Raw genomic sequence first — 16,675 nt, 5'->3', positions numbered from 1 at the left:
AACATCTACGATATTTACAGTGGATTACAAAAAAAGTGCCCGGGACCGGAATCGAACCGGTACAGCCTCAACGGCCGCAGGATTTTAAGTCCTGTGCGTCTACCAATTCCGCCACCCGGGCAACCAAAGAAACCCTTTAATCGGTTGAACTATATATATGTTTTTACTTTATTTGTCAACATGAACTTTGAAAAAACAACTCTTCGTTCCTTTCCTACATCCCACCATATGAGTGTAGCCCTGATAATAATAGATTTACACCTATGTATGTGAAGATAGTTACGATAAATCCTATTACAGCGATTGCAGATGCAGAAACACCATCACGACCTTTGATAAATCTCATATGAATATAAAATGCATAAACCAGCCAGGTGATAAATGCCCAGGTTTCCTTCGGATCCCATGCCCAGTATCTCCCCCAGGAGATATCAGCCCATATAGCACCAAAGATCAATCCGCCTATTGTAAATATCATAAAACCTATCGTTATCATTTTGTATTCTACGGTCTCAAGTAATTCTGACTTTATGCCAAATCTATCCACCACAGAACCCAGTTTACTGCCAAAAATATAGAATAATACTATAAAGCAGATAAGGACTATCAAAAGTAAAATTTTCCATTCGTTAGGAAGCAATTTCAATAAAGAAAATGGTTTATAACCATCTTTGAGCCTATTTAGTAGATTAATTATGAAATCTATTATAAGTAGTAGTGTAGTGTATACAAATATACCCAATGCAGCCGTCCAATAGATGTAAAGGATGCTCTTTTTATTTCTGATATTGTATGCAAGATTCAATATTGCAGCTGAAAACGAAAGTGAGAAGGCAGCATAAGCCACAAAACTAAGTGAAGCATGGGCTAAAAGCCAGTTACTCTTGAGGGCAGGTAGAATTGGCTGAACCATTTTATTAGCACCAACAGCATCCACAAAAGCTATCGACATACCTGCAATTGCAGTAATAATAACTCCAAATATTTTTGTGTTAAACTTATACTCAATAAATATATTACCTAAAATCAAACACCATGCAAAAAAAAGTAACGATTCATATAGATTCGTAATCGGTATGGAGTGGGCTATGGGAAGAGAAAAAGCTTTAGAAAAGATATACCATCTAATAAAAAAAGCCATAGTGTGAACTACAAACCCAACATAAACAGAAACTGAAGCAATCTTACCCAGTAACTCTTTCTTAAGAATTATAAAAAAAACATAAAACAGCATTGCCATCAGATATAATATCGATGCAACTCCAAACAATAATGGATCATTCATTCAGAAACCTCATTAAATTAATATAATCTATATTTTATCAGCAATTTCATTCAACATCCTTGCGACATCCTTTTTAAATCTGTGTTTATATCCGCATAATTCCAAAATAGATCTATCCTGCACAGGCGTAATTCTTATGTAAACAAGCTGATGTTCGGTACTAAACGATATCAATACCCCTACACTTAGAATAATAAAGCCTATGTAAATTAGATTTATAACTGGATTATAATTGATTGAAAAAACCGAAAACTGCACTCCATAAGCCTTCAAAAAATGTAGCTCAAACCCGTCAAAAATGCCGGTCTGCTGATAATTGGCTAATATAGGAACACTCCCTTTAGATTCATTGTCTACAAAAAACTCCACAACCACAGCAGGATTTACCATCATATCGTTCAAATTAATTAGTCTTCCTTCACTGTCAAGACTTAGGGAAGGGGCGAAATCCCTTACGGCAAAACTCAAGTTTTCATTTATACGATAAATCTCATCCATTTTAACCTGTATTTTCTTTTCCACCCCGTTTGCTTTAAACAAAAACCTGAATGTTACATCTTTTGATGGATAAAACCCATAACTTGCCTGGTAAATTTTTAAGTTTTCATACCTTGCCAATTTGTTTACCCCCACAACAAACGATTCATCGGGTTTACCTGTTTTACTGATAATAATCTCCGATTTGTATTCCTTAGCTTTTGTGGAATTATCATAATAGGATACACTGAAATCATTTAATTTTATATAAAAAGGTAATTTTAACGTCTTATTATCTTTTAAAATAATTGTGTCATCAGCATCACCCTCAAGGATAGCTATCTTCCCATTGTACCCGAAAATCCCTCCCAATATACCTGATATCAATATGACAATTATACCTAAATGTACGATGTAAACCCCCACTCTACTAAAAACCCCTTTTTCAGCAGTGAAGAAATATTTATCTCCATCTCTTTCTTCTACGATTTTATAACGTTTAAAGATTTCATCTAATCTATCTTTTAAGCTTTCAACATCAATATTTTTTTCTATTTTGATACAGCCCTGCTTTTCAAAAACAGCCTTATTAACTTTGACCTCTCTTTTAAGAAATTTGAAAATATTTGGTAATTTATAAAAAGTGCAAACAGTTAAGTTTATAGTAAAAAGTATAAGCATTCCGATAAATAAACTTGAATGGTATGTATCGAGCAATCCCATCTTGTCAAAAACTGCCATAACATCCTGATGCCCCCTACCTGTAAGCTTAGAAACAAGCCCCAAAATCCCTGAATCAGGGTTGGATACAGAGATAAAAGAACCGATTGATGACAGAATGATGATTAATACTATAAGCCAGAGAGTTAGCTTAACGGAACTAAAAATATCTAAAATTTTACGCATGATATATAATTTATACTCCTTAATTTCTAAACTTTATACGTATATGACTCTTTTACACCACAACAAACCCTTTGGCAAGACAAAATAAAGGCGGCTTTTTGCCGCCAATTTCTCAATAAGCAGACAGGCTCATAAGCCTGTCCACCTACATTTTGATTTATAAATTTCTATTTCTGAGCCTGTGTCTGCTGAGCTGAGGTTTTTTTTGCCTTCAAAGCATCATCTATCAATTTCACCCCAGCCATAGAGGCATCTATCGACTGAGCCAGAGACTCACGGGCCAATTCTGGGTTGTGGAAGCCATCTGAGTTTTCAGCTGTCCAGTATTCCCACAAGATATGTGCTTTTACATGATAATCCTGAGCTTTTGCTATTACATCTGCCGGAAGATCTGCATTTTTACCTTCAACTATCTTATCGATCAATCTGTCAAGCCAAAACTCAGCTTTTCTCATCTTACCTTTAATATAAGCTTTTACAGAATCGATGGCATATTTAGCATCCTCTTCTGTCCAGTTGTTATGGCACTTAGAAGTCAAACATGAAGCTTTAAGATCATGCTTAGGTGTAACAGCATAGTGGGAAGTGTAGACTTTACCAGTCTTTTTATCTTTTACCTTAGGAGTATGGCAACTATCACACCCTGCTCCTGCTTTTGCGTGTTTTGAATTATAGAATGTTTCAGATTCTGGATGCTGGAATTTAATCAGTTTAGCACCTGTTAAAGGATGGATGAAATCTGTAAAATGCAATTGGTTTACGTAGTGATCGTATAATTGTAATACATCTTTATATGGGAAATGATTTGTGAGTGGGCTATCATAACCAATTTTCGCCCCGGTATTTCTATCCTCTCCAGGGTTACATACATATTCTACGTGGCACTGACCGCAAAGAAGTCTTGAGTCATATTTTTCAAGAATAGCTATCTTTCTTGTATAACCCCTCATACCCATATCTATTACTTTAATATTTGTCCTGTTTGGATCCTTGTGCCATAATGTATCCGCTTCAGGCCTTGTTAATGCTGCAATGAGAGCATCCCTAACTATCCTTGGTTTTGCTGCGTGAGGATCATGACATTGATAGCAATTTAACCCATGCTGCAATTTTTTAGACTGTATCATAGCAGTTGGATTACTCTTTCTGTTAAATGGTGCAGAGGTGTTAGGATCCCCAAGGTAAGGCCAGTCGAGGATATGATCCTGCGTTTTACATTGAATACATACAGGGTTAAGTGCTGCTGCAGTTTGCTTCATAAAAACCTTATGTTCACTACCGGGCTGTGTATCCACTATAATATCCCATATTTTCTGTGGCTTTTCGTTTACATACATCCAGCCATTTTTTGGTTGAAATCTTCCACCTGCCGCCCTGTCCACAAGTACTTGATCCAAAAGCATGAAAGGATGGCTTCTGGTAAGCGCATGCTCCTTTGTAAATGCATGTCCCATCATCAGCTTATCCCAGAAAGGATTAGGGGCTCTGTTTGTTAACTGAGACTTTTCATCCCTCGCAGGTCTATGTTTGCTAACAGTCATAAAAGATTCAAACTGCTCTTTATGACATTTGCCACAAGCCTGCCATTCAGTATAGACAGTAGGATGATTGGTGGGTTCTTTAAGGTGGGCTTCAATATTACCGTGACAATTTTCACAGGCAAGATTAGAGTGTTTACCCATACCCCTTAATTCCTTGATGGTATCATGGCATTCGTAACACTGGTTATAATCAACACCTTTTTTTACCACCTTGGCATAATCAGGAGTGGGTGATTTTGGTGTTGATTTCGCTGCAAATGCCACACTACCAAAGGAAACCAACATAAAACTAAGTGCAAACAAAAAAACTTTTCTCATCATTTGACCTCCTATGGTTTTTTGATCCTAATACTATTTATAACGATATTTTAGTAAAGATGTTGTAAAAGTTATTAATAAGATGTAAATTTTGTAAAGAAGTTGACGGAATAAAATAAAAATGATAATAAAATTTAACTACATCAGACAAATTTCTAAATAAACAAAAAATAAAAAACTACGTCATCAAGTAAAACTATTTATTACCCTCTGATGCTTTATTCTGCTGTTTCAGTAGCTTTTGGTAGGCAAAGGTACCTCTGAGGGCAAACATAAGAGCAATTACATAAAATATTGCCAGAATATTGCTCTGCCACATGATAGTCATTCTAAAATAAGCACCACCTAAAATATACATTATAAATGTATTTATGACAGCCAATCTCGAATTCTTGTATATACCTATTCCTAAAACTCCCCATAATATTAAATCTAAAAAACCCAAAAACATCAACTCAGGCAAGTAAACTATTGAATGTATAAAAGATATTACCCCAATAAAAATTGTAAAAATTGAAGCAGGGATGGAAAATTTATGGGCTTTCTCCAGAGAATCGATCTTCTTAGCTACAAAAAATCCATTCGCCATAACCTTATTCATTTTACGCCCCTTTAATTTTTTGAAATAGGGGGCTTAATCGCCCCCCAATTACTAAGCTTCTCTTGGATAACGTACGTTCTCCACCATATCCTGAATCTCTTTTGGAGGAGGAGGAGTCATGAGAGATACCACCCACATAACAACAAAGTTTATTATCATTCCTATAGTACCAATACCTTCAGGAGATATACCAAACCACCATCCTTTAGGATCAGTATTTACAAATCTAAAGTAGATTATGTACCATGCAGTGAAAATTATACCCACAAGCATCCCTGCGATAGCACCCTCTCTAGTTGCCCTTTTCCAGAAAATACCCAGTATTATCAATGGAAAGAAGGAAGAAGCCGCAAGTCCAAAGGCAAATGCTACCACCTGAGCAACAAATCCCGGAGGATTGATACCAAAATAACCAGAAATTATTACAGCTAAACCAGCAGCAATCCTTGCCCAGACAAGTTCACCCTTTTCTGAAATATTTGGAGATATTACCCCTTTTATCAGGTCGTGAGAAATAGCCGCAGATATAACAAGAAGTAGTCCCGCAGCTGTAGAAAGAGCTGCAGCAAGACCACCAGCAGCCACAAGAGCAACAACCCATGCAGGAAGCTTGGCAATTTCAGGGTTTGCAAGAACCATTATATCTCTGTCAACGTCGACTTCATTAACCTGAGGATCTTTAGAAATTGTCATAACACCATCAAAATCTTTTACAAGCGTCATACCTTCAGGGTTGAATGGTTTTTCTTCCTTCTTTTCAAGATATTTTAAAGAACCATCTTTGCCTTTAAATACACCTATAGTTTTGCCATCAGCTGTTTTGTATATTGCCTTATCTTTAAATCCAACTAATTTTGTTTTCTCCCAGTTTTTAAACCAGCTTGGAGCTTCTTCATACTTTTTACCGTTGATAGTTAGGAGGAAGTTTGTCCTTGCAAATGCTGCCACTGCTGGAGCTGTAGTATAAAGAATTGCTATGAAAAGAAGAGCCCACCCAGCTGAGCTTCTTGCATCTCTAACTTTTGGCACTGTAAAGAACCTTATGATAACATGAGGAAGCCCAGCTGTACCCACCATAAGAGCAAATGTTATGCAGAAAAGGTCTATTAACGGCTTTTGTCCGGCAGTATAAGCTTTGAATCCTAAATCTGTATGTATCTTGTCAAGGAGATCCAATATATACATCCCCTGACCCTGACCTAATATCTGTGCACCACCAGCTGAAACTGTGGAACCATAACCCAGCTGAGGAATAGGGTTACCCGTAAGCATAATTGATATGAAAATAGCCGGAATTAAATAAGCTATTATCAATACACAGTACTGAGCAACCTGAGTATATGTAATACCTTTCATACCACCTAAAACCGCATAAAAGAAAACTATACACATACCTATAATAACACCTGTATTAATACTGACCTCAAGGAATCTTGAAAAAACGATACCAACACCTCTCATCTGACCCGCAACATAAGTAAAAGACACAAATATAGCACTTAAAAGTGCCACGACCCTGGCGGTATTGGAGTAGTATCTATCACCAACAAACTGAGGTACAGTATACTTTCCATATTTCCTCAAATAAGGAGCAAGTAATAGGGCAAGCAAAACGTATCCACCAGTCCATCCCATAAGGTACATAGAACCATCTCTACCCATAAAGGAGATAAGACCAGCCATAGAGATAAATGATGCTGCAGACATCCAGTCAGCTGCTGTCGCCATACCGTTTGCGATGGGATGTACTTGCTTTTCCGCAACGTAAAACTCACCCGTTGATGATGCTTTTGACCAAATAGCAATACCTATATACAGCGCAAAAGAAAGACCAACTATAATCCAAGTCCAGGTTAATATACTCATTAGGCACCTCCCAATTATTCTTCATGAACATCGTATTTCTTATCTATTGCATTCATCCAAACAACATAGATATAGATAAGAATTACGAAAATTACCTCAGACCCCTGGTTGGCAAACCAGAAACCGAGCTTAAAACCAGCAATCTTAATGCTGTCCAGTGCATCCGCCATCAAAATGCCAAAAAGATAAGACACCACAAACCATACCACCAGAAGGATGAAAATTACTTTCAGGTTTTCCTTCCAGTACATCTCGAGCTTTTCTTTGTTGCTCATCTTTTACCCCCTTTTATTTTTTATTTATGGCTTTTAGCCATAAATCCCTTATAAACCATACCTTCTTTTTAATGTGTCCTGAAGCTTTTCCAAAAGCTGACAAGCCAACTTTAGGTTTCTATTTTCAATACTGCTCAAGTTAGTTATCTTTATAAGATTATTCACCTCTTTACCCGAAACATATTGGATAATCTGATTTTTCATCCGCAAATCCAGTAAAAAATTGAAAGCTTGCTCTATCTCTCTGTGATATTCCAATACAACCTTATGTCGGATCTTTATCAGGTCATTTACCCGTTCCATAGTTGAAACACTTCTCAAACCTTCTTCAATGGCAAATAACCTGAGAATACCCACAAGAGGTGCCAGCACCCTCTTCTTTATATCAAAGAGATCATCCTCATTTTCATCCTTTTCGGTAATGAATGAACCAAAGAAATTTAAAGGTGAACCATAATTTACAAATCCTCTTGCCATAAAATTTATAAAAAGAGATTTGTTTTTAATGGAGTTTACATAACTTCTTAGTTCAGAAGCCAGCATCCTTTCACCGTATACACCTCTGAAGTCGAAAATTATCTGCCCTTTTAATACAGCCTCATTTGTAGGAGTTGAAAAAAACTTATCAAAGTATTTTTTCCATTTAGACAACGGTTGACACCATTCTGGATTTTTTGCCATATAATTTCCCGGGCAAGGTGGAAAGCCGCATTTCACAAGGGAATCGTTTACAAATATTGCCAATTGACTAAAATACTCGGATACTTCTTTTTTATCTTTACTATCATCGAGATCCTCATAAATGATCCCATTATCCTGATCCGTTTTAAAAGTTTGTTCCTTTCTACCCTCACTCCCCATAGCAATCCAACAAAAATTTACAGGAGGTTTACCATATTTCTCTATACCCAAATCTATTATCCTTCTTAAAACTCTATCATTTAACTCTGATATAATCTTAGTAATATTATCTGCCCTTAATCCATCCCTGTACATTGTGGAGGATATACTTATAATTTTTCCGGAAAGCTCCGCCAACTTATCCACAGAATTCTGCATTTCAATCTCTTTAGCAAATGAAAGGGGCGAAGAAGTTTGTAAATTCATCAATGATTCACTATCTATAACACCAAAAACGGCATCGTTGCTTGTCACAACAAGGTGATTTACCCCCAACGAAATCATCTTAACGATAGCTTCAAAACATGTGGCGTCATCTTCCACCGTGTAAACAGGGGCACTCATAATATCAGATACGGGTGTTGAATAATCAAGGGATTTTGCCACAACTTTTTTCCTCAGATCTTTATCTGTGATTATCCCCATAGGCCTACCATAACCAATAACCGCACAGGCACTATAGTTCTTCAAAGACATCTGCTTCCCTGCTTCTGCCACAGTAGCATTGATATCCACATATGGATAATTTACATTAGTTACATAGGATACTAAAGACGTAAAGAAGAATCTTTCTATACTGTTATAATAAAGAGAATTTTGTTTAAACTCTGAACTAACTTTGGTTAAATATTTTTTTACATATATATTTAAAAAATTATCCAGTAAATTTATATTATTCTTAAAAAGCTGGTAAAGATCTTCCTTGCTAAGCTCATAACAGATAATATCATCCACTACAATAACATTTACAAGAGAATCCCCCAAAGTAGCTATGGAAAGTAGACCGATTATATCCCCTTTACATCTGTAATCAACAACTACCTCATCACCAGTATCTGTAGTAACAAAAACCTTTGCAGAACCCTCCACAACAATCTTGATATTTTTGACAACAGGCTCCCCTTGTCTAACTAAAAACTCTCCTTTTTTATAGCTTTTAAGAGCTAACCTATCCACTAAAAAATCTAACTGTTCCGGAGTCAATACAGAAAACAGGTCAGATCTTGATAATATATCTTTCAAGCTATCCGTATTAGATTGCTGATCCATAACTAAGATCATAAGTTAAACTCCAAAACAGTATTCTATTTATAATTGTATAACAAAACTTCCATACTCTGTCAAGCTTTTTTAGTAAATAAAATTTGACTTTTATAATAGTTTAATACAAAAAAATTGTTTTTTTAATTTTATAACAATATATTATGTGGTTATTTAAGATCCATATCAATTAAATAATATGCAGTCAAACGAAGTTTTATTATTTGAAAATTTGAATATACTGATTTTTTAATAATTAATTATACTATAGATTTTAATTTAATCTTCTGAAATTGAGATTATCTAAAGTTTCCTATCGATTATGGCCACAAATGGGGATTTAATATTTTTCTTATTCAACAAACAATTAGATATATCTTCCATAGTACCCCTGATATAATAAAAATCAGGTTTACCAATGTTAAATATTATACATATTTTTCTCTGTTTAATTAACTTCACGAACTCAATAATATTCTTCATCCCGTATGGCCTTTCAAAAATAACAGTAGTCTCACCTATTATCTCTATTTTTTCGGCAAATTTTTTATATAATGATCTATCTTTAGGTAAAAAACCTGCAAAATAAAATCTTTCTGCATAAAATCCACTAATTGAAAGAGCAGCCGTTATACTGGAAGGACCGGGGTAGGGGACTATACTCACACCTGCATTGTGACATAAATCTATAAACTTATACCCAGGATCGGCCACACAGGGGGTACCGCCATCTGAAAAAAATAGCACCTTCCCTGCATTTTTAACCCTATCAACTATATCAAAATAATCATGTTCTTCTGTATGTTCATTTAATAAAATAAATTCTTTTCCCCTTGCATCAGATCTTGCAAGGAACTTTAACACATTTTTTTTCTCTTCACCTATTACAAAATCAGATGAGCGAGCTATATCTTTTAAATCGTCTGGTAAATTATGATACTCCTCATCCAACGGGATACCTGCAACGATAAGCATACTATTTTATAATATCTATCCCACCCATGTAAGGCTTTAAAACATCGGGAACCACCACAGAACCATCCTCCTGCTGATAATTCTCTAAAATTGCCAGAAATGTTCTCCCAACCGCAAGCCCCGAACCATTTAATGTATGTGGGAATACTACATTTTTATTTTTATCCCTATACCTTATCTTTGCTCTTCTGGACTGAAAATCCTTGAAATTACTACATGATGATATCTCCCGATAACAGTTTTGCCCCGGCAACCAGACCTCGATATCATAAGTTATGGAAGAAGAAAATCCAAGATCACCACTACAAAGCTTAATGATTCTGTATGGCAAACCCAATAATCGCAATATTTCTGCAGCGTTGTCCGTCAAAATCTCCAATTCTTCCATAGATCTTTCAGGCTCAACTATCTTAACCAATTCCACTTTATTAAACTGATGTTGTCTGATCAATCCCCTAACATCTTTACCATATGAGCCGGCTTCCCGTCTAAAACAGGGGGTATAAGAAACAAAATTCAAAGGAAGTTTGTCGTAATCTATTATCTCATCTGCATAGATGTTTGTTACAGGCACCTCCGCCGTAGGTATGAGATATAATTCATCCCTTTCACACTTAAAAAGCTCTTCTTCAAACTTCGGCAATTGGCCGGTCCCGGTCATGGTCTTAGCATTAACTAATAGTGGTGGTATAATCTCCGTATATCCTTTGGCAATGTGGGTATCAAGCATAAAGTTTATCAATGCTCTTTCCAACCTTGACCCCAGGCCTTTATATATCGAAAACCTCGACTTGGAAAGCTTTGCCCCTCTTTCAAAGTCAACGATATCAAGCTTTTCAGCAATCTCCCAGTGGGGCTTTGGGGTAAAAGTGAAAACCCTTGTTTCACCCCATTTTTTTACTTCAGGATTGTCATTCTCATCATTTCCTATTGGTACAGAATCATCAATTATATTTGGAATCATAAGCATTATATCATTCAATTGCTGCTGAACTTCAAAAAGTTCCTTATCTAGTTTATCAATCTCATCGGATATTGATCTCATTTTAGAAGAAATCTCACTTATATCTTTCCCCTCTTTTTTAAATATTCCAACCTGCTTTGACACTTCATTTCTGTATTTTTTGAGCTCTTCAACCTTTTGAATAAGACCCCTTCTTTTCAAATCCAGTGCTACTATCTTTTCAAAATCGAATTCGTAATTTCTTTGTAAAGTTTTTTGTTTCACATAATCGATATTATTCACTACAAATTTTAAATCCAGCATAACCTCTCCGACATCTATTTTTTACTTATTACCTTTTCAAGCTTTGCCAACACAGACGATATTCTGCCCAAATAAGTCATCCCTTCTTTTGTTTTGGCAAGTTCAGTTAAAAGATTTACCACTTCCTGAGCTTTGTCTGGCTTATCCACATAACTCTCCGCCAGCATAATCAAACCCTCCGGATAAGCCTTTGTATCTTTGAAATTTTTTACTAAATACTCAAGCCTTTTTATGGCTGAAGCCGGTTCTTTTATCCTGAAATAAAATTTCGCAACGTAAAGCTCCTTTTCCGCCAACAGATTTTTTAATTCTACTATCTTTTTATCAACCTTATTCTCTTTTGCAAAGTCTGGATATTTTTCTTTCAACTGGGTGAAAGTTTTGAGTGCAAGCTCAGCATTTTCAAGATCTCTATCCACCGTATCCACTTGATTATAATAACAAAGTCCCAAACGGTACATAGCTCTTTTGGCATCTGGCGAATCAGGGTAGATATTTAAATATTCCTTATACGATGGTATCGCCTGTTCGTACTCTTTCATCAAAAAATAGGAATCCCCTAAAAGCAACTGTGCCTGAGCAGCAAGATCCGGAGATTCAGCCTCGATAATTGCATTTTCAAGTGCTTCAGCAGCCTTTTGATATTTCTTTTTCTGAAAGTATTGGGTTCCTTCCTTTAGCCATTCTTCGGCCGGTTTTTTGGGTGGCTCTTTGGAAGAACACCCCACCACTATAAATATGAATATCAAAAATATTAATATTTTTTTGGCAAACTTCATAATACCTCCGCTCAAATTCATTCTAAAATCTCACAATATATATCAGGGTAGATCACCCTTTTTATTTTAGCTTTATACGGACCATACCCCTTATCCGCCACACCACCCAGAATATAAGCCTTACCATCTATCTCCGGAGCCTGAAATTCCGCTCTACCTTCCAATAAAAATGGGTTTTCTTCTGATGGCTGCTCCACATATAAGGTAATTGTACCTTTCTTTAGTCTTTTCAACCTTTCTAATGTATTTATCTTCTGTATCTTCTGGATTCTTGAGATCCTCTTAGAAATCTCTCTACTTTTACAACTACTTTCAAAATTGTAAGCCTTAGTCCCCTCCTCGCGGGAATATGGAAAAAAGCCAGCAAAATCCGGTTTATATTCTTCCACAAATTCTACCATTTTTTCGAATGATACATCATCCTCTCCTGGAAACCCCACAATAAATGTTGTTCTTATAATAGCCTCAGGTATCCTGCTGCGTATATATTCAAACACACTTTTAATCTTTCTGCTGTCAGACTTTCTATTCATCTTTTTCAGGATCTCATCATCAATATGCTGCACTGGTATTTCAAAATATTTGATCATCTTATCCTGATTTGCCACAAAATCCACCAGTTCATTTGAGACACCATCGGGATTTAAATACAATAATCTGATCTTAAATTCCCCATCCACCATCACAAGATCATTTAAAAGCTCTATCAATTCTGATCTGCCTTTGTCAATTCCATACTTTGTAGTGTCCTGAGAGATAATTATCAGCTCTTTTACACCATTTTTCACAAGATCTTCTGCCTCTTTTATAATACTTTCCCTCGGTCGACTAATCAAATTACCCCTTATGAAAGGTATTGTACAATACGAACATCTATTGTTACAACCTTCTGCAATTTTCAAATATGCATAATAGCTGTGATTTACGAGTATCCTATTTTCTCCGTAAAAACTTTTTTCTTCCAATTTTCTGGTAAGTTTACCCTTTTTTAAATACTCTGCAATCTCTTTTAATGTACCAACACCAGTCCAGAAATCCACCTCTGGTAGTTCCTTAGCTATCTCATCTTTGTACCTTTCCACCATACAACCAGAAACGATTAACTTTGCCTTTTTCTTTTTATTGTACGCCACATCCAGGATATTTTCCACAGCCTCACTGACGGCAGACTTCAAAAATCCACAGGTATTCACCACAATAGCATCGGCTTTCTTAATGTCTGTGACCACTTCAAATCCATCAACAACAAGATCACCTATAAGGTATTCTAGGTCTGTCTGATTTTTTGGGCAACCCAAGCTAATAAAGGCAACTCTCATTTCAGATTATCCAGAATATTTTTAGCAACTTCACAATCGATAGCGATCCTATTTTTTAAGTCATCAAAGTTTTCAAATTTCATTTCATCCCTTATAAACTGCACAAAAAACAACTCCACATTTTTATTGTAAATATCATCATAAAAATCAAAGATGAATGACTCAATCCTCAGTTCATTTTTGCCCGGAATAGTTGGTCTTACACCAACATTTGTAACACAGGGGTAAATTTTACCATCAATATCTATCAAAGTGGCATAAACACCATACTTTGGTATTAAAAAATCTGCAACAACAATATTCGCAGTGGGATAAGAAAGCAATCGACCAATCCCATCCCCCTTTACCACCTGACCTAAAACTGAATAATAACGATCCAACATCTTGTTGGCAAGTGAAAGATTACCTTCCTTTAAAAGCTTTCTAATATTACTACTTGATACCGTCATATTGTCGACAACTACTCTATCATATCTATAAGCTTCATAACCATATCTTGATGAAAAGATCTTAAGAAGCTCAAAATCACCCTTTCTTCTTGAACCGAATTTATAATCATACCCCACAACAACATATTTAGCTTTTAATCTTTTTACAATAATTTCCCTGATAAAAACTTCGGGATCCATCATCATCAATTCCTTGTTAAATGACATCACCATATGAAAATCCACTCCCATCGTTTCTAATATCTGGTTTTTCTTTTCAAGATTTGTCAATAAATCTACCCTTTGGCCAAAAAAGGCTATCGGATGTGGATCAAAAGTAACAACAACTGATTTTATCCCATATTCCCTGGCAATATTAACAGTTTTTTCTATAATTCTTTTATGCCCTATGTGGACACCATCAAAGTTTCCCAACGTAATTGACGTCTCAAAATCTATATCGATATTTTCAATCCCTTTTATAATTATCATAAAGAGTAAATTATCATTATTATTGAAACTTATCAACTGTTTTATCAATAAAAATTGTCCCATCATCAAGAAACTTATTGATAACAATCTTAATGAATGCAGCAAGTGGAATGGATAGGATCATCCCACCAATACCCATTAGATAACCACCAGCAAAGAGGGCAAAAATAACCGCAATGGGATGTAAACCCAGATGTTCCCCCACAAGCTTTGGGGTTAAAAAGTAGCTTTCAAATGATTGCACCAACATAAATCCCACCACCACCAGCAAAGGGTGAAGAATATCCCCAAACTGTAAATAGGACATAATGATAGATGAAACAAATCCAGTGATAAAACCTAAATATGGGATAAAGCTCAAAAGCCCGGATATAAAACCTATGGCAAATCCACCTTTTATACCAACCAGAAGATCCACAACCCCATAAAGAATCCCCAAAATGAAGCAAACCATCAGCTGCCCTCTAAAATACCCCTTTAAAATAGAATTAAATTGATAGTTGTAATAATCTATATCAATTCTTAACCTTGTTTTTATAAAACTTACACCTTTCTTGAATATAAACTCAAAATCTTTCAAAAAGTAAAACACTAGTATGGGAATGACAAAAAATCCAAGCAGCGTGGATATTGAAGTAATTATGCTGGTGATAATATTCAGAGATCCTTTAAAAAGTTCCGATCCATGCTCATTCAGCTTACTCAACATTGACTGTTTTAATGCAGTCAAATCTACCTGGTAATTATATTTTTCAAAAATGTTGTTGATTTTTTCAATAGAAATAGCGGCATAGGACGGAAGATTCTTAAATAAATTAAATATTTCCGCATACAATAATGGAATAACGATAATTAAAAACAGAACAACAATTCCAGAAAATACAGAAAAAATTAATATAACCGAAAATACTCTGCCTATTTTAAGCTTATCCTCCACAAAATGTACAAGGGGAATAAGGAGATATGAAATTAAAAATGCTATGGCAAACATATTTATGACTGATTGCAATTTAATATAAAAAATCACCAACAAAAAAAGGAGTGATAATGTCACAATTGTCTTCAGATTAAAATCTATTCTCACTTCCATATTAAAACCCCTTTAAACTATACTTGACTAATAGACAAAAATATATAACATACAGGGCTATGTTTATCAACTTAAAAAACTTTTTTATCTTAATTTTTTTTGCAAACCTTTCATATGCAGAAATTATAGATATATCTTCACTTAATCATTACATCTATACTCACACTGAATATTCAGCTGACCTTGAACATTTTCCAGCTAATACAGAAAAAGATATTAAAAAGAGATTGCTGGAAAAAGAATCTTTTGACCAAAGGATAAAATTTATAAACAATCAACCTATTAATAGTACCATAATAGAAAATCTATTACAAAACAGAAACCTGTCTGCAATAACATCTGTTAACCACTTTGGTTTTACAAAAAAAAGAAGTAATATTAAAATGTTTCCCACCAATGCGGCCCTCACATACAAGCCAGATGATAAAATTGACCGGAATCAGTATTCTCTCATAGAGCCATTTGAGCCTGTAATTATCCTACATACCTCAAAAGATGGGGAGTGGTTTTTTATACAAACATTTTTTACAAGAGGCTGGATAAACAAAAATGATGTATACAACGTTTCTTACAACAACTTTAAGAGATATTTCAACACAAAAAAAATCGTAATAGTAATAGATAGAGTGAAGATGGGTGATCTTATCTTCGGTGCCGGTAGTAGAATCCCCATTGAAGATGAAGATGAACAATACTATACAATTATAATGCCAGATTCAAAGCGTATAAGACTCAAAAAAGATGATGGTTTGTCGATTTTTCCTGTTGTCTATAATTCTGAAATTGCTAAAAATTTTTTAGAATCTTTACTCAACCAGCCCTATGATTGGGGTGGGAAAAATGGTTATAGAGATTGTTCATCTCTTGTGATGGATCTTTTTAGAATATTTGGCGTCGATCTTCCCAGAAATTCCAGACAACAGGCAGAGGTGGGTGAAATTATATGGGGGAGGGGTGATAAAAAAAGTTTTTTCATTGCATTAGGTAAAGCAGAGCCATTTTGCACTTTTATTCATATGAAGGGACATATAATTATTTACGGTGGAAAAGATAAAGATGATTACCTGATATATCATGCAGTAGAAAGATTCGGTAATATTTCATACAACAAAGTG

Annotated in this window: 14 protein-coding genes and 1 tRNA gene (1 of these 15 only partly in view); 1 reads left to right on the top strand and 14 read right to left on the bottom strand. The window is 35.2% G+C overall.

What is annotated here, in order from left to right; genetic code table 11:
* Positions 1 to 36 precede the first annotated feature (36 nt).
* The 14 genes from ACP5Q2_RS01680 to ACP5Q2_RS01615 form a co-directional block, all read right to left on the bottom strand.
* Positions 37 to 121 (bottom strand) — tRNA-Leu (locus ACP5Q2_RS01680).
* Positions 122 to 214: 93 nt separating this feature from the next.
* On the bottom strand, positions 215 to 1,285 hold the full coding sequence (gene ccsB, locus ACP5Q2_RS01675) for a c-type cytochrome biogenesis protein CcsB (RefSeq protein WP_428096546.1): 1,071 nt from the start codon (positions 1,283 to 1,285) through the stop codon (positions 215 to 217).
* 27 nt (positions 1,286 to 1,312) lie between these two features.
* Positions 1,313 to 2,668, bottom strand: coding sequence for a cytochrome c biogenesis protein ResB (resB, locus tag ACP5Q2_RS01670; RefSeq protein WP_428096543.1), 1,356 nt, complete (start codon positions 2,666 to 2,668; stop codon positions 1,313 to 1,315).
* A gap of 167 nt (positions 2,669 to 2,835) precedes the next feature.
* Positions 2,836 to 4,527: an ammonia-forming cytochrome c nitrite reductase subunit c552 gene (locus ACP5Q2_RS01665; RefSeq protein WP_428096540.1), complete on the bottom strand. Its 1,692-nt coding sequence runs from the start codon at positions 4,525 to 4,527 to the stop codon at positions 2,836 to 2,838.
* A 196-nt stretch (positions 4,528 to 4,723) separates the two neighbouring features.
* Complete coding sequence (locus tag ACP5Q2_RS01660) at positions 4,724 to 5,128, bottom strand: hypothetical protein (protein ID WP_424604823.1); 405 nt, start codon at positions 5,126 to 5,128, stop codon at positions 4,724 to 4,726.
* A 51-nt stretch (positions 5,129 to 5,179) separates the two neighbouring features.
* A complete protein-coding gene (locus ACP5Q2_RS01655) occupies positions 5,180 to 6,994 on the bottom strand; it encodes a sodium:solute symporter family protein (protein ID WP_428096537.1) in 1,815 nt (604 codons plus the stop codon).
* Positions 6,995 to 7,008: 14 nt separating this feature from the next.
* Positions 7,009 to 7,269: a DUF4212 domain-containing protein gene (locus tag ACP5Q2_RS01650; RefSeq protein ID WP_428096535.1), complete on the bottom strand. Its 261-nt coding sequence runs from the start codon at positions 7,267 to 7,269 to the stop codon at positions 7,009 to 7,011.
* Between the two features lie 48 nt (positions 7,270 to 7,317).
* A complete protein-coding gene (locus ACP5Q2_RS01645; RefSeq protein ID WP_428096532.1) occupies positions 7,318 to 9,231 on the bottom strand; it encodes a DUF294 nucleotidyltransferase-like domain-containing protein in 1,914 nt (637 codons plus the stop codon).
* A gap of 282 nt (positions 9,232 to 9,513) precedes the next feature.
* Complete coding sequence (gene rsmI, locus ACP5Q2_RS01640; RefSeq protein WP_428096529.1) at positions 9,514 to 10,185, bottom strand: 16S rRNA (cytidine(1402)-2'-O)-methyltransferase; 672 nt, start codon at positions 10,183 to 10,185, stop codon at positions 9,514 to 9,516.
* A 1-nt stretch (position 10,186) separates the two neighbouring features.
* Complete coding sequence (gene serS / locus ACP5Q2_RS01635) at positions 10,187 to 11,452, bottom strand: serine--tRNA ligase (RefSeq protein WP_428096526.1); 1,266 nt, start codon at positions 11,450 to 11,452, stop codon at positions 10,187 to 10,189.
* A gap of 14 nt (positions 11,453 to 11,466) precedes the next feature.
* A complete protein-coding gene (locus ACP5Q2_RS01630; protein WP_424604818.1) occupies positions 11,467 to 12,231 on the bottom strand; it encodes an outer membrane protein assembly factor BamD in 765 nt (254 codons plus the stop codon).
* A 17-nt stretch (positions 12,232 to 12,248) separates the two neighbouring features.
* Positions 12,249 to 13,550 carry a 30S ribosomal protein S12 methylthiotransferase RimO gene (rimO, locus tag ACP5Q2_RS01625; protein WP_428096523.1) on the bottom strand — a complete coding sequence of 434 codons (1,302 nt, stop codon included), beginning with the start codon at positions 13,548 to 13,550 and terminating at the stop codon, positions 12,249 to 12,251.
* Positions 13,547 to 14,470, bottom strand: a complete 924-nt coding sequence (locus tag ACP5Q2_RS01620; RefSeq protein ID WP_424604816.1) for a bifunctional riboflavin kinase/FAD synthetase — start codon at positions 14,468 to 14,470, stop codon at positions 13,547 to 13,549. The genes rimO and ACP5Q2_RS01620 overlap by 4 nt, the downstream gene beginning before the upstream one ends.
* A gap of 19 nt (positions 14,471 to 14,489) precedes the next feature.
* Positions 14,490 to 15,560: an AI-2E family transporter gene (locus ACP5Q2_RS01615; RefSeq protein ID WP_424604815.1), complete on the bottom strand. Its 1,071-nt coding sequence runs from the start codon at positions 15,558 to 15,560 to the stop codon at positions 14,490 to 14,492.
* Positions 15,561 to 15,619: 59 nt separating this feature from the next.
* Between ACP5Q2_RS01615 and ACP5Q2_RS01610 the strand changes: the two genes are divergently transcribed.
* Positions 15,620 to 16,675, top strand: the 5' portion of a protein-coding gene (locus ACP5Q2_RS01610) for an SH3 domain-containing protein (protein WP_428096518.1). Its footprint extends 183 nt past the window's final position; 1,056 of the gene's 1,239 nt are visible here — the first part of the coding sequence; it begins with the start codon at positions 15,620 to 15,622; its stop codon lies beyond the right edge, outside the window.

It is taken from the genome of Calditerrivibrio sp., from assembly GCF_049968475.1.
GTDB classification, from domain to species: domain Bacteria; phylum Chrysiogenota; class Deferribacteres; order Deferribacterales; family Calditerrivibrionaceae; genus Calditerrivibrio; species Calditerrivibrio nitroreducens_A.
Note: the sequence above shows the minus strand (reverse complement) of the source record. Positions and strands in the feature narration are given on the sequence as shown.